Annotated in this window: 16 protein-coding genes and 4 pseudogenes; 10 read left to right on the top strand and 10 right to left on the bottom strand. The window is 41.0% G+C overall.

What is annotated here, in order from left to right; all coding sequences use genetic code 11:
- Nucleotides 1-191 precede the first annotated feature (191 nt).
- A pseudogene (locus GJB62_RS23250) lies at nucleotides 192-464 on the bottom strand (transposase); the annotation flags it as partial.
- 335 nt (nucleotides 465-799) lie between these two features.
- Here GJB62_RS23250 and GJB62_RS37585 point away from each other — a divergent pair.
- Nucleotides 800-1,000, top strand: a pseudogene (locus GJB62_RS37585) (Uma2 family endonuclease); the annotation flags it as partial.
- A gap of 94 nt (nucleotides 1,001-1,094) precedes the next feature.
- On the opposite strand, the gene GJB62_RS23255 reads toward GJB62_RS37585, so the two are convergent.
- Together GJB62_RS23255 and GJB62_RS23260 are read right to left on the bottom strand one after the other, a co-directional pair.
- The gene (locus GJB62_RS23255; protein ID WP_114082255.1) at nucleotides 1,095-1,661 is read right to left on the bottom strand and encodes a DUF2808 domain-containing protein; all 567 of its coding nucleotides are present in this window, start codon (nucleotides 1,659-1,661) and stop codon (nucleotides 1,095-1,097) included.
- A gap of 22 nt (nucleotides 1,662-1,683) precedes the next feature.
- The gene (locus GJB62_RS23260; protein WP_114082254.1) at nucleotides 1,684-2,121 is read right to left on the bottom strand and encodes a DoxX family protein; all 438 of its coding nucleotides are present in this window, start codon (nucleotides 2,119-2,121) and stop codon (nucleotides 1,684-1,686) included.
- A 369-nt stretch (nucleotides 2,122-2,490) separates the two neighbouring features.
- On the opposite strand from GJB62_RS23260, the gene GJB62_RS23265 reads away from it, so the two are divergent.
- Complete coding sequence (locus GJB62_RS23265; RefSeq protein ID WP_114082253.1) at nucleotides 2,491-4,665, top strand: DEAD/DEAH box helicase; 2,175 nt, start codon at nucleotides 2,491-2,493, stop codon at nucleotides 4,663-4,665.
- A 52-nt stretch (nucleotides 4,666-4,717) separates the two neighbouring features.
- Here GJB62_RS23265 and GJB62_RS23270 read toward each other — a convergent pair whose 3' ends face one another.
- From GJB62_RS23270 to GJB62_RS38060, 3 genes are all read right to left on the bottom strand, one after another.
- Complete coding sequence (locus GJB62_RS23270; protein WP_114082277.1) at nucleotides 4,718-5,602, bottom strand: SMP-30/gluconolactonase/LRE family protein; 885 nt, start codon at nucleotides 5,600-5,602, stop codon at nucleotides 4,718-4,720.
- A gap of 454 nt (nucleotides 5,603-6,056) precedes the next feature.
- Nucleotides 6,057-6,995: an NAD-dependent epimerase/dehydratase family protein gene (locus GJB62_RS23275; protein WP_114082252.1), complete on the bottom strand. Its 939-nt coding sequence runs from the start codon at nucleotides 6,993-6,995 to the stop codon at nucleotides 6,057-6,059.
- Between the two features lie 18 nt (nucleotides 6,996-7,013).
- On the bottom strand, nucleotides 7,014-7,142 hold the full coding sequence (locus GJB62_RS38060; RefSeq protein WP_280884856.1) for a hypothetical protein: 129 nt from the start codon (nucleotides 7,140-7,142) through the stop codon (nucleotides 7,014-7,016).
- Between the two features lie 133 nt (nucleotides 7,143-7,275).
- Here GJB62_RS38060 and GJB62_RS23280 point away from each other — a divergent pair, with 133 nt between their 5' ends.
- The 3 genes and pseudogenes from GJB62_RS23280 to GJB62_RS23290 all read left to right on the top strand — a co-directional run.
- Nucleotides 7,276-8,430 carry a glycosyltransferase gene (locus tag GJB62_RS23280; RefSeq protein ID WP_114082251.1) on the top strand — a complete coding sequence of 385 codons (1,155 nt, stop codon included), beginning with the start codon at nucleotides 7,276-7,278 and terminating at the stop codon, nucleotides 8,428-8,430.
- Between the two features lie 98 nt (nucleotides 8,431-8,528).
- Nucleotides 8,529-9,287 (top strand): sugar transferase, encoded by a 759-nt coding sequence (locus GJB62_RS23285; protein WP_114082250.1) that lies wholly within the window; start codon nucleotides 8,529-8,531, stop codon nucleotides 9,285-9,287.
- Nucleotides 9,288-9,647: 360 nt separating this feature from the next.
- Nucleotides 9,648-9,815, top strand: a pseudogene (locus tag GJB62_RS23290) (GDP-mannose 4,6-dehydratase); the annotation flags it as partial.
- A gap of 10 nt (nucleotides 9,816-9,825) precedes the next feature.
- On the opposite strand, the gene GJB62_RS23295 reads toward GJB62_RS23290, so the two are convergent.
- Nucleotides 9,826-10,362 (bottom strand): ISAs1 family transposase, encoded by a 537-nt coding sequence (locus GJB62_RS23295; RefSeq protein WP_159402451.1) that lies wholly within the window; start codon nucleotides 10,360-10,362, stop codon nucleotides 9,826-9,828.
- On the bottom strand, nucleotides 10,359-10,916 hold the full coding sequence (locus GJB62_RS23300; RefSeq protein ID WP_114081705.1) for an ISAs1 family transposase: 558 nt from the start codon (nucleotides 10,914-10,916) through the stop codon (nucleotides 10,359-10,361). Before GJB62_RS23300 ends, GJB62_RS23295 begins: the two co-directional genes overlap by 4 nt.
- Nucleotides 10,917-10,975: 59 nt before the next feature.
- Here GJB62_RS23300 and gmd point away from each other — a divergent pair.
- The 5 genes and pseudogenes from gmd to GJB62_RS23325 all read left to right on the top strand — a co-directional run.
- Nucleotides 10,976-11,896, top strand: a pseudogene (gmd, locus tag GJB62_RS23305) (GDP-mannose 4,6-dehydratase); the annotation flags it as partial.
- Nucleotides 11,897-11,919: 23 nt separating this feature from the next.
- A complete protein-coding gene (locus tag GJB62_RS23310) occupies nucleotides 11,920-12,864 on the top strand; it encodes a GDP-L-fucose synthase (protein WP_114082248.1) in 945 nt (314 codons plus the stop codon).
- A gap of 73 nt (nucleotides 12,865-12,937) precedes the next feature.
- Nucleotides 12,938-13,513 carry a 5-formyltetrahydrofolate cyclo-ligase gene (locus tag GJB62_RS23315; RefSeq protein ID WP_114082247.1) on the top strand — a complete coding sequence of 192 codons (576 nt, stop codon included), beginning with the start codon at nucleotides 12,938-12,940 and terminating at the stop codon, nucleotides 13,511-13,513.
- A 38-nt stretch (nucleotides 13,514-13,551) separates the two neighbouring features.
- Nucleotides 13,552-14,562, top strand: coding sequence for a catalase family protein (locus GJB62_RS23320; protein WP_114082246.1), 1,011 nt, complete (start codon nucleotides 13,552-13,554; stop codon nucleotides 14,560-14,562).
- Nucleotides 14,563-14,806: 244 nt separating this feature from the next.
- On the top strand, nucleotides 14,807-15,643 hold the full coding sequence (locus GJB62_RS23325) for a carbohydrate ABC transporter permease (protein WP_114082245.1): 837 nt from the start codon (nucleotides 14,807-14,809) through the stop codon (nucleotides 15,641-15,643).
- A 47-nt stretch (nucleotides 15,644-15,690) separates the two neighbouring features.
- Here GJB62_RS23325 and GJB62_RS23330 read toward each other — a convergent pair whose 3' ends face one another.
- Both GJB62_RS23330 and GJB62_RS23335 read right to left on the bottom strand, forming a co-directional pair.
- Complete coding sequence (locus tag GJB62_RS23330) at nucleotides 15,691-16,344, bottom strand: sugar transferase (protein WP_114082244.1); 654 nt, start codon at nucleotides 16,342-16,344, stop codon at nucleotides 15,691-15,693.
- A 448-nt stretch (nucleotides 16,345-16,792) separates the two neighbouring features.
- A complete protein-coding gene (locus GJB62_RS23335) occupies nucleotides 16,793-21,007 on the bottom strand; it encodes a hypothetical protein (RefSeq protein ID WP_114082243.1) in 4,215 nt (1,404 codons plus the stop codon).
- Nucleotides 21,008-21,530: the final 523 nt, after the last annotated feature.

The following is a 21,530-nucleotide window of genomic DNA, read 5'->3' on the forward strand; positions in this document are numbered from 1 at the left end:
GCATCTAGGCAAACACATCTAAAATATTGACGAGCCAGAATGAGATTGTAATTCACCGAGATCCTTATTAGATATGGCTTTCGACAAAATAAATCTTCCTATTCTCCAATACTCTGCCAATTTACGAGGGTTCAACGCCCGTAGAAACGGGATGAATAATTGAGTGCTTGAGCAAATTCCTAGTAGAGTCAAGTAGCTTCATAAATATCTGTTTTAATATCCTGCTCAATGGTACTTTTACATAAATATTCGTCAGATACATTACCATAATCAATCTTCTCACCAGACTGACGACGAAAGCGTTTATTGGAGTCAGGATTTTTATAAGGTATATGTAATACTGAATCGTAACGAAGCTTGGAAATTATATGGAAGTTAACTTGCCGAGCCATCTGCAAGGCATTATAATTTCCAAAAATACCATTTAGTACTAAGTAAGAAAGAGAAATAAATCCGTCTAAGAGGATGTTTGAAAAGTCCTGTTGTTGGTAGCAAAAAGTTTTAGATCCCCCTAAATCCCCCTTAAAAAGGGGACTTTGACTGTGGTTCCCCCCTTTTTTTAGGTGGGTTAGGGGGGATCTAAAAGTGCCTAAAGTCACAGCAAAACACTTTTCAAACAACCTCTAATAACTGGAATAATGAATTAATCAATTTCTGAATTCGAAGTAATTCAGATGTGAAAATTACCTCGACTTTATTCTTGTTCTTACTCCCTTTTGGTTGTCCACCTTTACGTTTCTCTTTGGGTCTCTTTCTCCATCGGCGATCGCTCGAATAATTGCCATCCCAGTAATACCATAGTTTGCGAGAAACGCAAGCCAAAATGCAGGAATATATTGACAACGGAGTTAAATTAGGCTGTTTAATTAATCCGAAAATGCGTCAGGTATAAATCTATCGTCTTGGTAAACCAGTAGAAATACTAGCATCTCCACAAGAATTATCAGGAGAAGATGTTTTTCAAAGATTTATTTTAAATTTGCAAATAATTTGGGGATAAAAATTTTATTTGCGATAACAACTCCGTAACGGCTTACAGCAAACTGTCAATACCATAGAAACTTGTGTTGTTCATAGCATTGACGTAATACTACTTATGGAAACCACCAGCTATTTCTATTGCTGTAAAACTGAAACCGTCCAAAGCCGAGAAATTGTCCGTGGGATTTTTCACCCACTGGAAATGCTGTTACACCTAGTAAGTAGACACCAGAAAAGCTGGGATTACTCACAGGACGGAGGGCGATTGTCACTGTTTGTCCGGGAGTGACAGGCGGATCAAAATTCACAGTAACGGTTCGTGTGTCGCGTTCGTCTGTGACTGGGCCTAGTGTTAGCCGAAATTCTTTGCGCTCGCTCGTTCCGACAAAGGCGCGAGTATCATTAAGATTGTAGGGGATGTTCTCTGTTCCCTCTCTTTGTGCGATCGTTACCTTCTGAAGGGATTCTCCAGCATTTTCCGGCAGGTTGATAGTGAAATAGTAAGTTCCACCCCAAACATTCACATCTTTGTAAGTAGTCCTTGCATTCACAAGTTTCGGCGGTTGGACAAAGTAGACTGTACCATCTCTAAGCTGCACCGCTTCAGTCACCGGAAGCGTTACTCCCCCAATACCGATTGCTAACGAAAGGGTTATCCCAAATAAAGTTGCAACACGCATAATTCAAATATAAAAAACGCACTCATTTCAATTTTAATTCTTTGGGAATGAGTGATTTGGGAATGATGGAAGCTTGTTTTTCCCAATCAGAAGATTTCGTGTACCACCAAGCCCAAGCAATTAAAACTGCTTGCAAGGGAAGCCTGACTACGTGTACCCAAGGTGAATTTGGTATATGTTCAATCTTAATCAGATTAACCGCCATATTAATATTGGCAGGGTAAACAGCAATAAAAAGAGCAAGAAGTCCCCAAGCAGCAGCTTGACTTACAGGCGGGACTAATAAGCCGATACCACCCAAAATTTCATAAAAGCCACTCAGATAAACTAATCCTAAAGGGTAAGGTAGTTGTGGCGGCACAATTTTGACATATTCTCCTGGAACAACAAAATGTGTCACTCCAACCACAATGATAGATATAGCAAGAACTACACGTAATATTTCCTTATACTTATTCATGGTTTTGCCTGATTATATACTTGTCTCTATTACTTCAGTTTGATTTATGGATGTTAATCTGTCTTGAGTCAACAGGAGGAAAATCGGCAAAACTTTTCAAAATACCATTTAATTTAGCCCTTTCAATCTGACTGCTAAAATCTCTTTTTTTCTCTCTGTGTCCTCCGCGCCTCTGCGGTTCAAAAGTCTCTTATTGAACCACAGAGGCGCAGAGGACACAGAGTAAAGAGCTTAAAAAGGAATTTATTGAAAAAAATTTTTACCCACCTTGAAAGGGCTAGTCCTATATATAATTAAGAAATTTATTTAATTGCCCATCATATCTTACAGATACGTGACCGATTCTTTAATCCAATTATTCATAGAAAAATGAGTGATGCTTTTAGCCGACTTTCACCCTTCATCCAAGAATATATTTATCATCATCAGTGGACTGAGTTACGACCAGTTCAAATTGCCGCTTGTCAGGTTATATTTGACACTGATGCTCACTTGCTAGTTACTGCTGCAACTGCTGCGGGTAAAACAGAAGCAGCCTTCCTACCAATTTTGACGTTATTACATACCAACCCTGTTACCACCATCGGCGCATTATATATTAGTCCAATCAAAGCTTTAATTAACGATCAATTTGAGCGTCTTAACGACTTACTCAAAGAAGCAGATATTCCAGTTTGGCACTGGCATGGAGATGTTTCTCAAAGTCGAAAAAACAAACTTTTAAAAAATCCTCAAGGAATTCTTCAAATTACACCAGAATCTCTAGAAAGTTTGTTAATCAACAAAAATAATGATCTCCTTCGTTTATTTGGTGACTTAAGATTTGTCATCATTGATGAAATTCACGCTTTTATGGGTTCAGAACGTGGTTGTCAAATTATTTGCCAATTACAACGTTTAGCACAGTTAACGCGAAAACAACCGCGCCGTATTGGTTTGTCGGCAACTCTTGGTGATTACTCACTAGCTGAAGATTGGTTGCGTTCAGGAACAGATAAGCCAGTGATTACAACGCAAACTGATGGCATAAAACGCCAAATAAAATTAGCTTTAGAACATTTTTATATTACTGATGAAGTAGATGAATCCGAGGCAACAGCTTATGAACAATATATTTTCAACCTCAGCAAATCTCGCAAATGTCTGATATTTGCTAATAATCGCACACGTACCGAATCTGTTATTGCATCTTTGCGACAAATTGCCATAGAACAAGGATTACCAGATATATATCATGTGCATCATGGGAGTATATCTGCTAGCTTGCGGCAAGCTGCTGAAAATGCAATGCGTGAACCCAACAAGCCAGCAGTTACCGCCGCCACTCTAACTTTAGAATTAGGCATAGACATTGGTCATTTAGAGCGAGTTATTCAGTTAGAATCACCCTTATCTGTAGCTAGCTTTTTACAGCGTTTAGGACGTAGTGGTAGGAGAGGCGAAGCTGCCGATATGCGCTTTATCTGTGCTGAAGAAAAACCATTAACAGAAGCTTCTCTACCAGAGCAAATACCCTGGCAGTTGTTACAGTCTATCGCTATCATTCAACTTTATTTAGAGGAACAATGGATTGAACCAATCAGACCGATTAAATATCCTTTGAGTTTGCTTTATCATCAGACAATGAGTATCTTAACAGCAACAGGAGAACTTTCACCTAATGCTTTAGCTAAACAAATTTTTAGTCTGCCGCCCTTTGCTGCTATTTCCAAAGAAGATTTTCAATTATTGCTACATTATTTAATTAATATTGGTCATATTCAGCATACTGAACAAGGTAAATTAATCCTGGGTTTGGCAGGAGAAAAGATTGTGAGAAAATTTCAGTTTTATGCTGTCTTTGCTGAACAGCAAGAATATATTGTTAAGCAAGGTGCAACGGAAATTGGCAGTATCGTCACGCCGCCTGCTGTTGGAAATCAATTTGCTTTAGCTGGCAGAAGTTGGGAAGTTGTAGAAGTTGACTTTAGAAAGAAGACTATTTTTGTTAAACAAGCCGAGGGTAAAGCTAGTATTTATTGGCGTGGTAGTAGTGGCACTATTCACACTAAAGTTTTACAACGAATTCAACAGATTTTGTTTGAAAATACCGAGTACAGCTATTTGCAAAAAAATGCTTTACAACGTTTACGTCAAGTTCGTCAACTGGTACAGAAGATTGGATTAGATAAACAAAATATTGTGCAATTAGAAAAAGGTAAATGCTGCATTTTTCCCTGGATGGGTACGGTTGCTTATCGCACCCTAGAAAGATTACTCAATTCCTACTGTAGAGGATCATTGGAAATTACAAGTATTGGCGGATTAAATCCCTATTATTTCACAATCAAATTAGGCAAAGATAAATTTAAATATCTTTATCCCGAAATTGCTTCATTGTGTGAACAAAGAATTAGCTCAGAAGATTTACTCAGTACTTCAGAAGCACCGGAAATTCAAAAATATGATCAATTTATTCCTCATCCACTTTTACGAAAAGCTTTTGCTAGCGATTATTTAGATATGAGAGAACTCAAGCAGCAAGTGGCGCAGTGGAAAGAATAAATAGAGAATACCTCAAAATGCTCTGGCGATTTCTAATCACCGAGTATATTTGCTATTTTTTATAAAAATCATAAGTAGGTAATCCAGTAACATCAGTTTGGAGAGCAAACAAATCACCAGAGTAGAAACTTGTTTCGATCTCTGCTTGGCTTAGTCCAACTGAAGCAGTGGTAATGTAAAGGGTTTGCAAATTATCTCCGCCAAAAGTACAGCTAGTTGGCAATTGCACAGGTAGCTTTATCCTCAATATCTCTTCACCCTTGGGATTGAAACGAATCACACACCATCCATCCCACATAGCTGACCAGATATGTCCTTCACCGTCTATTGTCAACCCATCTGGATAGAAATATTCATGAGTTAAATCAACAAAAATCCGACGATTAGTAATACTTCCAGTTACTGAATTAAAGTCGTAAGCATATATTTTTTGTTGAGGAGAGTCTGTTAAGTAAAATGTCTTTTGATCGGGACTCCATCCTAAACCATTAGAAATAGTCAATCCCGTTTCCATTAAATGCAATGAACCATCAGTATCATAGCGATAAAGGCTAGCTTGAGGTTTTTCTATAGAACACATTGAACCAAACCAGAAACGTCCTTGAGGGTCACATTTACCATCATTGAGACGGTTATCTGGAAGATTTGCTTCAATTTCCAAAATGGGAGTAACTAAACCTGTCTGAGTGTTGAGGAATGCCAAGTGATGACGCAGCAACATAATTAATCTATCTGCACCTGCTGTTGCGATCGCACTTACCACGTCTCCTACATCAAAAAAGCCCTTTTCCCCCGTAGCAGGATTGAACTGATGCACTCGATGGTTATAAATATCGACCCAGTATAGTAGTTTTCGGATAGAGTCCCAGATGGGGCCTTCACCCAAGCGGGCGCGGGCTTCTAGAACATTGTGGAGTGGATATTGCAACTCGTTCATTTTATCAATCAATAACACCATATAGGCAACAGGAAAAAATTTTATCGAAACAGAATTCAGGAGTCAGGAGCCAGAATTCAGTTGAGTATTTTGTGCTACTGGTGGATAGCGCAGCCTTAGTGAGTCTGCGTTCGCTTTTAGCGTCTCGTAGAGAGCGTCTGAATCCAGGGGTTTAAGACCCCCAATCAAAGATTTAGTGGTGCAATAATTCCGTGGCGGGTCTGAATCCCGCACTGATAGCGTAGCGGTAGAGAGGAACGACCGTCTTCATTCTGACTCCTGTTAGCGGTAGCGGGGCGTTTAGCCCATTCTGACTTCTGAATTCTTCTTCAATCAAATTCAAGTAAAAACTGAAGACGCGATGAATTGCGTCTTCCCCAGGTAAAAGAAAAAATTCTTCCTTTTGGCTAAGTTTGAGATTCCCGACTTCGATAAAAAAGCGTGAATCTTGTTTTTAAACAGCTTGTAAAATCTCGTCATCTACAGAAAAATCTACTTCGGCTTTATCTTTTGCATTAGCCAAATAATCATTTTCCAAAGAGTCTTGCAACCCAGAAATCAAATCATATTCAGGCTGCCAGTTTAATTCTCTTTGCGCTTTATTCACCGAAGCAAAGAAATGCTGCACCCGCATCGGAAAAGCTTTGCGCTTGCCGAAATCAAACTTTTTCGGGTCGTAATGGACGATTTTTACAGCATCGGGTGATTTGCCAGCCGCCACAGCGCTAGCACGGGCTAAACCATCAAAGGTGACAAAGCGATCGCCTGAGATATTATAAATCTGTCCTACGGCTTGTTTATTGCCCAAAACCTGAGTCATTGCTAGTGCCAAGTCTTTTACATGACCTAGCTGGGTGATATGCAAACCATTTCCGGGGATGGGAATCGGGCGATCGCGCACAATTCTGTCAAAAAACCACCCTTCCAACTCATTATAATTACGAGGCCCGTAAATATAAGTAGGACGAATGGAAGTAAAGGGCAATCCCAATTGAGTCAAATAAGCTTCTGTTTCATGCTTACCCTTATGGCGACTTTTGGGATCTACTAAATCTCCTTCGACATGGGGTAGTTGATCGGATTTGAGATACACTCCGGCAGAACTCATATATACAAAATGTTGCACTCGACCTTGAAAAATCTCTGCAAGTGGTTGAGTATCAGTAAGTTCCCGCCCATTATTGTCAAAAATGACATCAAAGCTTTCTTGTGATAACTTTGCTTTTAATTGGGTAGGGTCAGTGCGATCGCCTATAATTTGTCCTACTCCCTGTAAAGAAGGTGCTGCCCGATTTCCACGATTGAACAGCACCATCTCATGTCCTTGTTCCACTAGTAATTGAGTCAAATAGACACCAATGAACCGAGTACCACCCATAATTAGAATTCGCATAAATTCACCTTTTGCATATCAGTTGTCGTTACAGGAGTAGGCAGCGAGGAAGCGAGTGGGAGAGATGAAGGAGCAGAGGAATAATAATGCCCAATGCCCAATGCCCAATGCCCAATGCCCCATACCCAATCTGAGGTTATCATCCATCTGGAACCTCTAACGGAAAAATTGCGTCCTATGTGCTAATCTGGGGCGCTTCCCATTAATTAATCACAAGGGGAAACTTTTCAGTTAACGTCATCAAGTTAGCCTTTGTATCTTCCATTTATTCAAGTTAGCTGTGCCCTTGAAATATGCTCTGGTTCATGAGTGGCTGACACCCAAAGCCACCGGTGGTTCTGAACTCGTTGTCCGAGAAATTTTGAATCACATTGATGCTGATTTGTATGCTCTGATCGATTTTGAATCCAGCAATAAAGAAAGTTATTTATATAAACGTCAAATTGGCAAGACGTTTCTCCAAAACTTTCCATCTGCCCGCAACGGTATACAAAAATACTTGCCTTTGTGGCCTTTGGCAATTGAACAACTTGATTTGCGGCATTATGACGTAATTCTGTCTTCATCTCACGCTGTTGCCAAAGGAATCCTTACCACTCCCGAACAGATGCATATTTGCTACTGTCACAGCCCTATGCGCTATGCCTGGGACTTGACCTTTGATTATCTTCGCTACAGCAAACTGGGTAGTGGCTTACCTGGGTGGGTGACGCGATATTTATTACATCGTTTGCGCCAGTGGGATGTATTGAGTGCCAATCGCGTTGATTACTTCATTGCTAACTCGCAACATACGGCTCGGCGGATTTGGCGTTGCTATCGGCGAGAAGCAACAGTCATTTACCCACCAGTGAATATCGCGGAATTTCCATTTCTGTCTGAGAAAGAGGACTTCTACCTGACAGTTTCCCGCTTAGTGAGTTACAAGCAAATATCGTTGATTGTCAAGGCTTTTAATCAACTAAAACGACCATTAGTAGTCATTGGTACAGGAGATGAAATGAATAAGATTCGCGAGATGGCAAACTCCAATATTCAAATACTGGGATGGCAACCCGATAATGTGGTAAAAAAATATATGTCTAGGGCTAAGGCCTTTGTGTATGCAGCTTGTGAAGATTTTGGGATTGCCCTAGTGGAAGCACAAGCCTGTGGTACACCAGTAATTGCCTACGGTGCAGGAGGGGCTCTCGAAACAGTGCGAGATATCCGCTCTTGTGTAGATACAGGGACAGGTATATTCTTCAAGACGCAAACAGAGGCGGCTTTAGTGGAGGCAGTAGAAAAGTTTGAAGTGTATGAGGGTTCGTTCAGTTCCGAGTATATGCGATCGCACGCCGCGCAGTTCTCACCGCAAATCTTTGCAGATCGTTATCTAAATTTTGTAAACAAGTGCAACGAAAAAGACCGTTTTCGGAATGATGGTCTTGGTTAATGTCTTATTTTTTTAGGCTTTTGGCAATTTTCCCCAGAAGCACATCATTTTGGCTTTAATATTGGGACTATGTGTGGTGTGGATTATTAAGGAGTATGATGACTGCCCAGAGCTCACTCCTCTCCGGCAAGCGAGGCGTACGGCAAGACACTAGAGCGTCTACGCGTACTTTCTTAAAACGCGGTCAAAAAACAAAGACGCCAAAAGTTAAACCCAAAGGTTTATCTTTTCAGGGTTTAAACGGAGAGTTTGCCAAACGACTGTTCGATATAGTGTTTTCGCTGTCGGTATTGATTTTGTTCTTCCCCGTCTACTTAATTTTGGCCTTGCTGATTGCCTTCAGCTCAGAAGGCCCAATATTTTATGTCCAGGAACGGGTAGGAAAAAATTACAAAGCGTTTAATTGTATTAAATTCCGAACAATGGTAAGCAATGCAGACGAAATCCTCATGCAGATGATGGAAACATCGCCCGAATTGCGACAAGAATTTGAAAGCAGTTTTAAGCTGAAACAAGACCCCCGGATTACCAAAATTGGTCAATTTTTGCGAATTACTAGCTTAGACGAATTTCCCCAGTTCTGGAACGTTTTAAAAGGGGACATGAGTGTAGTCGGTCCCCGGCCCTTAGTAGCAGAAGAACTACCAAAATACGGTTGTCACATTGATGAGATTTTAACAATCCGTCCAGGAATTACTGGTTTGTGGCAGGTATCTGGGCGTAATGACATTCCCTACCCTCGGCGAGTCCAAATAGACCTGCATTATGTCAAATTTAGGAATTTCTGGCTTGATTTATGGATCATATTGAAAACTGTTGATGTAGTTATTTTACCCAAAAATAACGGGGCATACTGAGTCAATATTTAGGGGCGATTTTGTGGGGCAGTTAATGCCCCTAAAATTCTAATTTCAAATACCTATTTTATTCAGTCTTCACAAAACCAGACATATATGAAATTTTGACAAAAAAATAACGTACACAAAAAGAATCTTGATATATCTGGTAAAAGAAAAATATACATACTTAAAAAATCTTGGTCTATCTAAGGTTTAACTTAGGTGTTAAATTACTTTTTATTAAGTATATTTATTTACGGGAAAAAGTCTCATAACAACAAGAACTCGTAGGTTTCCCGTTAGGCAATTTAGCGATTAACTGCTAGGTTGTATCAGATTGGCTGTAACTTTTTAATACATATACAGGGATAATTGAGCATGACGCAACAGAAGCGAGCGTTGATTACTGGTATCACTGGTCAAGATGGTTCATATCTAAGTGAGTTTTTACTGGAACAAGGCTATGAGGTTCATGGCATCATTCGCCGGACTTCTACCTTCAATACAGACCGCATCGATCACATTTACGAAGACCCCCACAAACAGCAGGGCTGATTCATTCCACAAGGGCAAGGAGTTTGTCAATATCATGAGATAGAAATCTGTGAGCAATTGTTATAGAAGCATAACTATTGCGGCGAATGATGTTGAGTGCGATTGCTCTGGTAATGGAAAGATTTGCCGGAGCATTACCCATACGGATTGTGGAACTATCTTCTTTGAAAACAACATCTTTCACCCAGTGGAGGCGATTTTCGATACCCCAATGACCGCGAATACCGATAGCAAATTCTTTAGCTGTACCGAGCAGACTGCTAATATAACAGACAATTTCGTGATATTTTTTGCCTTTTCTTGTTCCAACTCTTTCCACTCTAATTAAAGAGTTTATCCCTATCCATTTTGGATCAATTCCCTTGATCTCATGGAATACTTCTACAGTACGTGTTGTCAATCTATCTCTAATTTTCTCTGTCTCAACTATACGACTTGTTGGTTTTCTCAGAGCAGCAATGCGTTGAATATGGCTATGTAGTTTTGGCTGATTATTTTTAACTGCAATGACGTAATCGTTACAACTTTTTATAATCATCTCACAAGTTTTTTTTGGCAATGTAAGGAATCAAAGCTGAAAACCACACCTTGTAGATCCATTGCTGTAATTAAATCTTGTACAACCTGGATTTCGCTTTTATCATGGTTTTCAAATTTTTTCATCCCGACGACCAGCCCTCTTTTACAAGCAAATACTGATACTATGCTGACAAAATTTTGCTGAGATGAATTGTAGTCTTTCACCGTCCCCTTAATACTTTTCCCATCCATAGCACACCATTCTAATTCTTCTATTTCAACATAACTTTTAGCCCAATCATTGAATTTTTCCGCCAGCTTATCAAACTCTACTCCCATCACTACACGTCGGATAGTTGAATAAGATGGAACTCCATGTTTTTGGATACCAAATTTCTTTATTAATACCCGACTATGCCTATTCACAAAATCTCCCCACCCACGATATCCCACATATCCATTCATAGTGCCCATTATTACAAACAATAAAACCAACCAAAGTGGATGTCTTCGACCATCTTTTGTCCTAAAGTCTTCCACTTGCTTTAACTGTTCGATTAGATTCGCACCCATAATTTTTATCCCCTAAACACTTGCTATTTTACAGGTTTTAGGGGATGAATCAGCCCTGCCACAAACAGGGAGTGCGGTTGTTTCTTCACTATGGTGACTTGACAGATGGTACGACGTTGCGACGTATTTTAGAAGAAGTCAAACCAGTAGAAATTTACAACCTCGGCGCTCAATCCCATGTCAGAGTAAGCTTTGATTCACCAGAATATACAGTGGATGCTGTAGGAATGGGGACACTGCGTCTGTTGGAAGCAATTCGAGACTACCAACACCGGACTGGAATTCAGGTGCGATTTTACCAAGCGGGTTCTTCAGAAATGTATGGTTTAGTACAAGCAATACCCCAAAGTGAGACAACGCCCTTTTATCCCCGCAGTCCTTACGCCTGTGCAAAAGTTTACGCCCACTGGCAAACTGTAAATTATCGTGAGTCTTACGATTTGTTTGCTTGCAATGGTATACTTTTTAACCACGAGTCGCCAAGACGTGGTGAAACTTTTGTAACTCGCAAAATTACTAGAGCAGTTGCCGGTATAGTTGCTGGCAAGCAGAAAAAGATTTACATGGGTAATCTAGACTCTAAGCGAGATTGGGGCTACGCGAAGGATTACGTGAAAGCGATGTGGTTGATGTTACAACAAGACCAGCCAGAAGATTATGTAATTGCTACTGGTGAAACCCATTCAGTGCGAGAATTTTTGGAGCTAGCATTTAGTTACGTAAATCTCAATTGGCAAGATTATGTAGAGTTTGATGAGCGTTACCTGCGTCCATCTGAGGTAGATTTGTTGATTGGCGATGCTACGAAAGCACGCCAGCAGTTGGGCTGGAAAACATCAGTAACCTTTGAAGAATTAGTTTCCTTAATGGTAGAAGCAGACTTACAAGCATTGGGTCATACTTCACCCAATGGAAAAGGTTCGCAATTTCCATTGGATATTGCCACTGTTCGTCAAGAACTAGGCGCTTTGCACTTCTGATTTGCACCACAGAGGATAAAAATATGACCGCCTTAGAACTAAAAAATCAACGAATTCTCGTCACTGGTGGGTCGGGGTTTCTAGGTCGTCAGGTGATAGATCAACTGTGTAAAGCAGGTGCTGATCATGAGAAGATTACAATAGTGCGATCGCGCGATTGCGATCTGCGTGTCTGGGAAAATAGCCAACGGGCAGTTGACCAGCAAGACATAATTATTCACTTAGCAGCTCATGTGGGTGGCATCGGTCTAAACCGCGAAAAACCCGCAGAGTTGTTCTACGATAACTTGATCATGGGTACGCACCTAATTCACGCTGCCTATCAAGCTGGAGTAGAAAAATTTGTTTGTGTTGGTACTATCTGCGCCTATCCTAAATTTACCCCAGTGCCATTTAAAGAAGACGATCTTTGGAATGGCTACCCAGAAGAAACCAACGCCCCCTACGGAATCGCTAAAAAAGCGCTTTTAGTTCAATTGCAATCTTACCGCCAGCAGTACGGTTTTAATGGAATTTACCTACTGCCAGTGAATTTATATGGCCCAGAAGATAACTTTGACCCCGGAAGTTCCCACGTTATTCCAGCATTAATTCGCAAAGTTCACGAAGCCCAAATTAAGGGAGAAAAGCAACTTCCAGTTTGGGGTGATGGTAGTCCCACCCGCGAGTTTCTGTATTCAGAAGATGCAGCACGGGGGATTGTTATGGGGACTCAATTCTATAACGAATCGGAACCAGTTAACTTGGGAACGGGTTATGAAATCTCCATTCTTGATTTAATAACTCTAATCTGTGAATTGATGGAGTTTAAGGGTGAAATTGTTTGGCAAACTGACCAGCCTAATGGTCAACCCCGTCGTTGTTTGGATACTGAACGGGCAAAGCAAGCCTTTAATTTCACTGCTCAAGTGGGCTTTGAGAAAGGGTTAAAGAATACCATTGAGTGGTATCGTCAACACGCCGCATAACAATGTATTAGTGAATGTAGGGTGTTATAAGCTGGGCGATGCCCAGCTTATTTGTTTGAGGCTATAAATTTTCATGGATAAAGTTAATCATCAACTAAATAAAGCAAAACTACGCCGCACTCTACTCAAAACACGCCAATCAATGTCTGTTGGAGAATGGAGAGAAAAAAGCGATCGCGTATGCTTTCATTTACAAAACTCTACTTTATTTACCCAAGCAAAAACAATACTCGCTTATTTTAGCTTTCGCCAAGAACCTGACCTCAGTCCACTATTTGCAAACACCAAATATCGTTGGGGATTTCCTCGCTGCGTTGATAAATCTTTGTGTTGGCATATTTGGACACCTGAAGATTCTATTCAAAGTGGCACTTATGGCATTATTGAACCGCACCCTGACGCTCCAATCTTAGATGCTGCCGAAGTGGATTTGATTCTTGTCCCCAGTGTAGCTTGCGACTATCAAGGATATCGCCTGGGCTATGGCGGCGGATATTATGATCGCTTGCTCAGTTTACCGCAGTGGCAGACAAAACCGACTATCGGAATTGTCTTTGATTTCGCCTATTTATCCCAAATACCTATTGAATCCTGGGATAAACCACTACAAGCTATTTCTACAGAAACCGGATTGACTCGGAAAGGTTGAAGCATTCAGGATAATGAAGACACATTATCAAATGTTTTATGACTAATCCAACGTCATCTACCACTGAGCAGGAAGCAATAATCGACGAGATAATAGCAACTAGCCTCCAAGCTCAACAAAAAACAGGCCCAGACCTCCGCCAAATTCATAGCAAAAGTCATGGACTCCTTGGAGGAGAGTTTATTATTGAACCCAATCTTCCTGAAGACTTGAGAGTAGGTTTGTTCAAAAAGCCCCAAACCTATCCTGCGTGGATTCGTTTCTCTAGTGGTGGTTCTCCTGAAAAGCGTGGTAAATTCCACTCCGATAACCAGCCGGATGTTCGCGGTATTGCCATCAAGGTGATGAATGTAGACGGGCAAAAAGTGCTGGATGATGAAGAAAAAACTCAAGATTTTATACTCAACAATTATCCTATTTTCTTGACCAAAGATGTTCGTGATTACGCCGATCTATCGAGGGCAGGTAGTGGACAACTTAGCCCAGAGCGCATTCAGGAGCTTGGTTACGCCTTTGCAATCTTGCAAAAAATTGGCAGCCAGAAAGTAGGAAATCCGCTTTTGATTCAATATTGGAGTATGGCTCCTTTTAAGTTTGGAAATCGCATTGTCAGATTGTCTGTTAAATCTCAACAGCCTGAACAATCACCCGAAAAACTTCCAGAATCAGAAAATTACCTCCGGGAAGCAATAGTCAAATATTTGACTGAAGAAGGTAAAGAAGCATCTTTTGACTTCTTTATTCAGTTTTATGTAGATGATGAAAAAACGCCCATTGAAGACCATGTTAAAGAATGGCAAGAAGCAGATTCACCGTTTGTTAAAGTTGCAACTGTTCGCATTTTTAGTCAGAAATTTGATTTTGAAGAACGCAAACGCTTGGATGAGGGGATGTTGTTTTCCCCTTGGCATACACTGCTAGACCATGAGCCTGTTGGAAGTGTGAATCTCTCTCGCAAGAGGCTTTACAGCGAACTTGCAAAGTATCGACGAGAACAAATTGCCCAACGTTTGCTGGAACCACAACCTTATGTAGCGGTTGAAGATTAACCACTGTGAATTGGCTTAAAACTGTAGGATGATAGGCTATAAGCCTACTTGATTAGATACGACTTTTGGTGTTGCTGATTTGATGTATCAAAGTTATAAGTTTTGCAACCAAAACTATTGTAGAGGCGTAAGATTTTACGTCTCTACTCTCTACATCTATATGGATTTAGATTCCGACTTATTGAATTTTGTTATTGTAAGCTCCTAAGCACAATCAATTTAGAGTATTTAGGTTATTAATCAAATGCTGAACTGGAAAAAATCACGATCGCAAAATCTGTTAATGTATGCGCTATTGGGAGCGATCGCACTGGTGATGCTCTTTCCTTTACTGTGGCTAATTAGCACAGCGTTGAAATCGCCGACGGAAAATATCTTGCAGTCGCCGCCACAGCTATTGCCTGCGTCACCGACACTAGATAACTTCTTTAGTGTCTGGAACTCTCTACCTTTTGGACAATACCTGTATAACAGTACTTTGGTATCAGTGCTGACTGTGGGCTTAAATCTACTGTTTTGCGCTTTAGCTGCCTATCCCTTGGCAAGATTGTCATTTGTGGGGCGAGACTGGATTTTTGTGGCGATTGTCTCGACGATTATGATTCCTTTCCAAATCGTGATGATTCCCCTCTATATTTTGACAGTCCAGTTGGGTTTGAGAAATAGTTATTTAGGGATAATTTTTCCGAGTTTGGCTTCTGCCTTTGGTATTTTTCTGTTACGCCAAGCTTTCATGAGTGTCCCCAAAGAGATAGAAGAAGCCGCCCGAATGGATGGCAGTTCGGAGTTAGGTTTGTGGTGGCATGTGATGTTACCAGCAGTTCGCCCAGCATTAGTAACTTTAGCTATTTTCGTATTCATTGGTGCTTGGAGTGACTTTTTGTGGCCTTTAATTGTCATCCAAGACGAAAATTTATACACTCTTCCTTTGGGAGTCGCAAAGCTAGCAGGGACATTTTCTCTTGACTGGCGGTTGGTAGCTGCTGGTTCTATAATTGCGATCGCTCCAGTATTATTACTATTTTTATTTTTACAACGTTACATTGTACCCACAGAAACAGGTAGCGGTGTTAAGGGTTGAATAAGAAATTGAGATAAGGGAACACAAGAGAAAAACTAATGACTTATTCAATAAGCACCAGTTTTTTTCAATACTACCGAGATAGTTTTAATAATCAGACTCAGATCATAACTTACAGACCACTTGCGTTGATAATCTATATCCATTTTGACGATGGTTTCAAAGTCTGTAATACTCGAACGACCATTAGCCTGCCATTCTCCGGTAATGCCTGGTTTGACTCGTAATCTATCCCAGTGATGTGGATCGTAATTGCTGACTTCATCAGGAGTGGGTGGACGAGTCCCAACTAAACTCATGTCCCCTACCAGAACATTCCAAAATTGGGGAAATTCATCTAAACTGGTACGCCGCAAAAATTTACCCATAGGAGTAATGCGAGGATCGTCAACAGATTTAAAGATGTGACCTTTGGCTTGATTTTTAACCAAATGCTTGACTTTATCAGCATCTACGATCATGGAGCGGAATTTCCAGATGCGAAAAGTTTTTCCGTTCAAACCACAGCGAATTTGAGAATAAAATATTGGACTTGGCTCATGAATAAAGGTAGCAATCGCCACAGGAATTGCTACCAGAAACGTGATTATTAGCCCCACAATGGCTCCAACAATGTCAATTAACCGTTTTCTTAGGCTTAAAGTTGAAGGGTGTAAAGGCTGTTGCGAACAATTAACTGAATAAAGAGAAAGATTATTCACAAGGTCTAACTTATTTTATAACAGGGGTTTTAGCATCAGTAGTGTAGACGTGGAGATAATTGATAGACGATTTATTTTTACTGCTCTTGTCTTTACCACCGAGTGTTAATATACACAAAATTTAAACAATATAAAAACCGAAAACCCAAAGTTTACAGAATCTTCCAATTGAAGTTATAGATTGTAAATTTACAGTATTTTCATCCATCAAATAAAAAAGCTATTGCTAATGGTACACATCAAAAAATTACCATACTTAAGTACTAGTAGTACTTTGCAAAATTCAAAATGCTTATGACATAATACTAACCCTTTGTGAAACTACACAAAATCAGGCTTGATCAGGCTTGAGACAATATCCCGTTGTTCTGGAGCAAGCTCAGATTTAATAGTTATAAGCATTTTGAATTTTGAATAGTATCCTTATTTCTAGGGAGATGTACTAGTCTCAATCATGAACCTCTAAGGCGAAATTCACTGTATATGGTTCTTCTAATGATTGCTGGTTACTAGCCTTGATAGCATCTAGATAGCGACGCAAATGCAACAGTTGTTGAGAATTGGGACGATAGGTAAGGCTCCCTTGTTTTTCAAAAAGTGGTGCTGTGGCGATCGCCTGATAGTCAGGATTTTCTTGTGAACTCTGGGTTAGCCAAGTTGAATCTATAGCTGAAGGTATCAATCCTGAAGGGAGTTCACCTTCCAAAAAAGCTAGCAGGCGTTGCTGACAAGTGCGAGTATTGATCCCGCGACTCTCAAATAACTGGATAACTTCACCGAAAGATAAGGGCCGATCTGGTAGCAGCCGCAGCAATTCGGTAAATAAGAAATAATCAGTGTACTGTTGTCTGGGTATATCTAATATCTGGGGATGTAAAGGCAGCATCGCTAAACCATAAGCAACCCGACTGCAATTAGGAGCGCCATTTTCGCCAAGATATAAATCTTGAATAATCTTGGTGCTGGGGAGTTTTTGCTTTAACCAACGGTTTACTGTCCCAACACAAGCCACACCACCAGTCAGGATAGCTTGATTAATAGATTCTGTCGGGATACCACGAGCTACCAATAATTTGTTGAGTTCTCGGTTCAGGCGGCGCACAAAGGGAATAAATACCTGGCTTTCTAAGTCTCGTCGCTGCAAAATCCACTGCTGATCGGCTAATTCCAGGGTAAAAGATTCTTGGTGCTGCAAAATCAGCTTCAGAGCCAGTGCCGCATCTAATACCGCCTGTCCCAGTAGAGAACTTTCTAGACGCTGCTGAAGACGAATTCGCGCGGTAATATCTGGTTCTCCGACTCTCGGTAGTTCTAATTCTTCCAACCCTAAACTCTGCCAGCGCATTTGGTCTAAACCGGGAATTGACGGTTGCCATTGCCAAGGATTACTGCTAGTAGTTTTGCGGTCGCTTTGTGTTTCTAGGCGTGATTGCCGAGATTTAGGTGGTAATAGCAACTGGCAAATAATATCTTGTTCAATTCCCTTGCCAGCATAAGCAAAACTATGGAGCATAAAATCATTGTATGTCAATTGCGGTAAGCTTTCTGGGACATCAACTAGCAACATTTCTGTGGCAGTTGTCCCAATGTTGATTACCAGAGTGTTACCAACAATCGGATGTTCGCTGGTTTTTGCCGGCTGAGAACCTTGACGTTCGCTTAATTTTACTTGCTCACCGTTAGCAGCATTGAGTTCTGGGAGTAAACTAGCGATCGCTTCTTCGACAAAAAAGACTTGCTGCGGATGTTGGATGAGTTTACTGGTCAGTAAAGCTTCCCGCACATTAAAGCGGTATTGTTCCGACCAGCTAGATGGACAGGTGCAAATCACACCAGCAATATTATTAATAATCTGCGGAAAATCTTGTTCGCCGATCCCAACAGCAGCAGCCATTAAACTAGGGGTGGTACAAGTTTTTTCGGATTTGAGGGTTAATAGTAGTTTAGAGAGCGATCGCACAACCCAAATTAAAGGCCCTGCCGAAAATTCATTTAATTGTAAAACAGGTTCCCATTTTTGCCGTTCCTTCTTATAAGGAATGGCTACTTGTAAATAGGGCTTCAACTGTGCCGAGTAAAGGTTATTTGTTGTCGAATCTGCTGTTGATTTACGTGTTGTAGGAGGAACCGAGTGGTCAGGTGCTTTATCTTGAGCAACAGCCGCAGGTGCTGTCTGCTCATTGACTTCTATATTTACACTTTCACCCTGGGGTATAGAAGCTGTAGGAAGATAAACCTCTGTTGGCAAACGAAATGATTCCTGGAATGAACTTGTTCCCGGCGGATTTTCTGCTGACCAGTAAATAGGATGTACAACAAAAGTCGATCTATTTAATAATGCGGCAGAAATTCCGGTTGTACCTAAATCAATTCCTAAATACCAAACTGGTTCTAGAACATTGGGCGAAACTTCTGGATTGTTGATGGAGTTGGAAATTGAAGATAAAAAACTGTCTTGAATAGGAGTTGTGATTTCCTTTTTTTCTTCAGTTTCTACCTGGGCAACTGTCAAACTTGATAAATCCTCTGTTGAGGTATTTTCTGTTTGCGGCTCAGGGTAAGTTGTAGGGATTGTGTCTTGAGTTTTATCAATTAGTTCCGAGGCAATATCCAAATTGGTAGCTGGTTGCGAATCAGAATTTAGCTGCTGGTCAAAATTAGCCAAATCTCGATCTAATTGCTGCAACTGTTCTTCATCTAAAGAAATCTCAGGTACAACTGGAGTCTGGTTTAACTCAACAGAAAGCAAGTTTTCTTGTGGTGAAGCAGCAATGTAGTTATCTAAAAAAGGGTCTGGCGGAGCATTGTTGCTCAATATTTCTGGTGGAGCGATACCTTCGGTGGGCTTCTCTACGAGAGGCTGCGCGTAGCTTGTTTCCCCGTGGGGGTATGCCAAAGCAATTTCTGCTGCTTTCGGAGTAACTGGTGCTGTACTTGTGCCATTATCCAAAAAGGATGATATTTCCAGCAATTCCTGTTCACTACCTGCATCAGTCAATAGATCAGTTAGTGTATTAATTGTATCAACACTAGCTGGCTGAGTGTCGAGTTGCGTAGGGGAACTGTCTGTTTGTGGTGTAGAAAAGCTCAGAGGCGAATCTAGCTCAGTATCCTCTGCAAAAAAACTAGCTGGCTGAGTGTCGAGTTGTGTTGGGGAACTATCTGTTTGTGGTGTAGAAAAGCTTAGAGGCGAATCTAGCTCAGTATCCTCTGCAAAAAAACTAGCTGGCTGAGTGTCGAGTTGCGTGGGGGAACTGTCTGTTTGTGGTGTAGAAAAGCTCAAAGGCGAATCTAGATCAGTATCTTCTGCAAAAAATAGTTCTTCCTGTGGCTCTGATAATAAATCTGTGGCTTCTACTAAAGTCTCTTGAGCTGAAATACCTGTATCTGGTGTCACAACCGCAGAATCAACGTTTTGAGGGACAGATGGACTCTCAGCGATTGTCAACGTTGATTGGGAGGCTGTGGAAGCAGATAAGTCATTTGTCAATACATCAAGATTTGGGTTATTAACATCACCGGTACCAAATAAACTGGCGTAAAGTTGGTCTACTTCATCACCAACTAATGCAGAAATATTTTGCGATAATTCGGTCAGGTTTTCGGAAGATTGAGACGAGTCTATACCAAGCTGCAACAGCACTGCATCTAGATCCTCTGTGAGGGTAGTATCCTGTTGCTCAGAATTGATTGTGAGTGGAGATGAAGTTTCTGGCAGGATTGCCTCCAGGTGTTGAGATGCAACTTCAACAGCGATCGCAGTTGGTTCAGGCAATGATGGTGATATATCAGATTCTACCCTCAGCAAAGATGGCGGGGAAATAGGGGATTGTTGCTGTAAATGCTGGGTCAAATTGTTGAGAAAGCTGGCCATCAACTCTTCGCCTTGCATTCCCTTGCTATGCATTCTTGCCAGTGCTTGCGACAGTGATTCGTAATAAGTATTAATATTGCGCTGTAGTGCCTCAAAGACTACATTCACAGTCCCATCTAGTGATAATAGGCGTTGATCCAACTCCCTGGCTAGCTGGGTTAACTGCTCTACACGGTCTACTGATTCTAATAAAGGTTGAGTTACAGAAGTGGCGTGATTAGTTACTTCTGGAGAAATGGCGGAATTTTCCCCCGGTTGTGCTAACAGTGGCGTTACAGTGGGCACCAGCCGATTCATGAGTACCTGTAAAAACTCGGTAATCATTTGATCTTGGTTTGTCAACTGTTGCGCTAAGGAGTAGTTTTGCAATCGCCTTTGCTCTAGTTGCCTAATTTCTTGCATGAGAGCGGCTCGCTCTTGCAATAGCCCTTCTAATTCCGATCGCAATGGCTGGATCAAGCTCGAAAATTCACTTTTTAATTGTCCGGCTGCAACAGGACTCTCTTCCTGATGGGATTCGAGCGGCGGTAGGGGATACTGGTTATAACCTCGCTCAACAAATTTTGTTAATAAAGGCGAACGCGGTTCTTCGGAAGAATTATTTGGGATATCGCTCTCTAATGCTTCTTTTTCTTGGAGCCTCACCAAGAAGTTGCGAATTCGTTCTAAAACTTCTTTAGGTTCCTGCCCCTGACCAGGCAGAAATCTAGACAAGCGCTTGCCACCACTGGCAAGTAAGTTGTCAATGTCTGCGATCAGCTTTTGAATTTCATCTGCACTGGAAGTCACTTTTATTACCTTACCTAAAAACGTATATCAACTAATGTGACAATTAATTTACAGTCACCGTACCCCTGCGAGGAAGTAAGCTCCCATCTGAGAAGTTTTGAGTGGCAAAAGCTTCTGCTTGGACTTGTGACTGTCATTATGTTATGGATTACTGGGAGTTGTGGCAATCTTGAGTCAGCGTTTGTTTAAGAAGCTTTGTTTTGCCGCTGATTGGTTGCCCATTTTTGAAAATGGACATGGGGAAACAAACTCTTTTTCTGGTATAATTGTACATCTTGATATCAATGCCGTAAGCGAAAATCAAGCTCATAGGTACACGTCGCAAAAGAAAGATTTATTTGAGTCTTGAGAATCATGACTCCCGCCCTTGGAGGGAATGCAAGACAATAGGACTATGATGTTCTCTTGGCTATTCGTGATTAATTGAGAAGCCCTGACCACACCGCCTAGCGGTTGGTGTGTGGTAGTTCATCATAATCAAGTTTGCAGTGCAGCTAGCCCTTGAGCAATATAACTGTCGGCT

It is taken from the genome of Nostoc sp. ATCC 53789, assembly GCF_009873495.1.
In the GTDB taxonomy this organism is placed as follows: Bacteria; Cyanobacteriota; Cyanobacteriia; order Cyanobacteriales; family Nostocaceae; genus Nostoc; species Nostoc muscorum_A.

Excerpts from the sequence above, each read along its gene's own strand:
- GJB62_RS23255 (WP_114082255.1), bottom strand. The coding sequence starts at position 1,661 with ATGCGTGTTGCAACTTTATTTGGGATAACCCTTTCGTTAGCAATCGGT.
- GJB62_RS23260 (WP_114082254.1), bottom strand. The coding sequence starts at position 2,121 with ATGAATAAGTATAAGGAAATATTACGTGTAGTTCTTGCTATATCTATC.
- GJB62_RS23265 (WP_114082253.1), top strand. The coding sequence starts at position 2,491 with ATGAGTGATGCTTTTAGCCGACTTTCACCCTTCATCCAAGAATATATT.
- GJB62_RS23270 (WP_114082277.1), bottom strand. The coding sequence starts at position 5,602 with ATGAACGAGTTGCAATATCCACTCCACAATGTTCTAGAAGCCCGCGCC.
- GJB62_RS23275 (WP_114082252.1), bottom strand. The coding sequence starts at position 6,995 with ATGCGAATTCTAATTATGGGTGGTACTCGGTTCATTGGTGTCTATTTG.
- GJB62_RS38060 (WP_280884856.1), bottom strand. The coding sequence starts at position 7,142 with ATGGATGATAACCTCAGATTGGGTATGGGGCATTGGGCATTGGGCATT.
- GJB62_RS23285 (WP_114082250.1), top strand. The coding sequence starts at position 8,529 with ATGACTGCCCAGAGCTCACTCCTCTCCGGCAAGCGAGGCGTACGGCAA.
- GJB62_RS23295 (WP_159402451.1), bottom strand. The coding sequence starts at position 10,362 with ATGATTATAAAAAGTTGTAACGATTACGTCATTGCAGTTAAAAATAAT.
- GJB62_RS23300 (WP_114081705.1), bottom strand. The coding sequence starts at position 10,916 with ATGGGTGCGAATCTAATCGAACAGTTAAAGCAAGTGGAAGACTTTAGG.
- GJB62_RS23310 (WP_114082248.1), top strand. The coding sequence starts at position 11,920 with ATGACCGCCTTAGAACTAAAAAATCAACGAATTCTCGTCACTGGTGGG.
- GJB62_RS23315 (WP_114082247.1), top strand. The coding sequence starts at position 12,938 with ATGGATAAAGTTAATCATCAACTAAATAAAGCAAAACTACGCCGCACT.
- GJB62_RS23320 (WP_114082246.1), top strand. The coding sequence starts at position 13,552 with ATGACTAATCCAACGTCATCTACCACTGAGCAGGAAGCAATAATCGAC.
- GJB62_RS23325 (WP_114082245.1), top strand. The coding sequence starts at position 14,807 with ATGCTGAACTGGAAAAAATCACGATCGCAAAATCTGTTAATGTATGCG.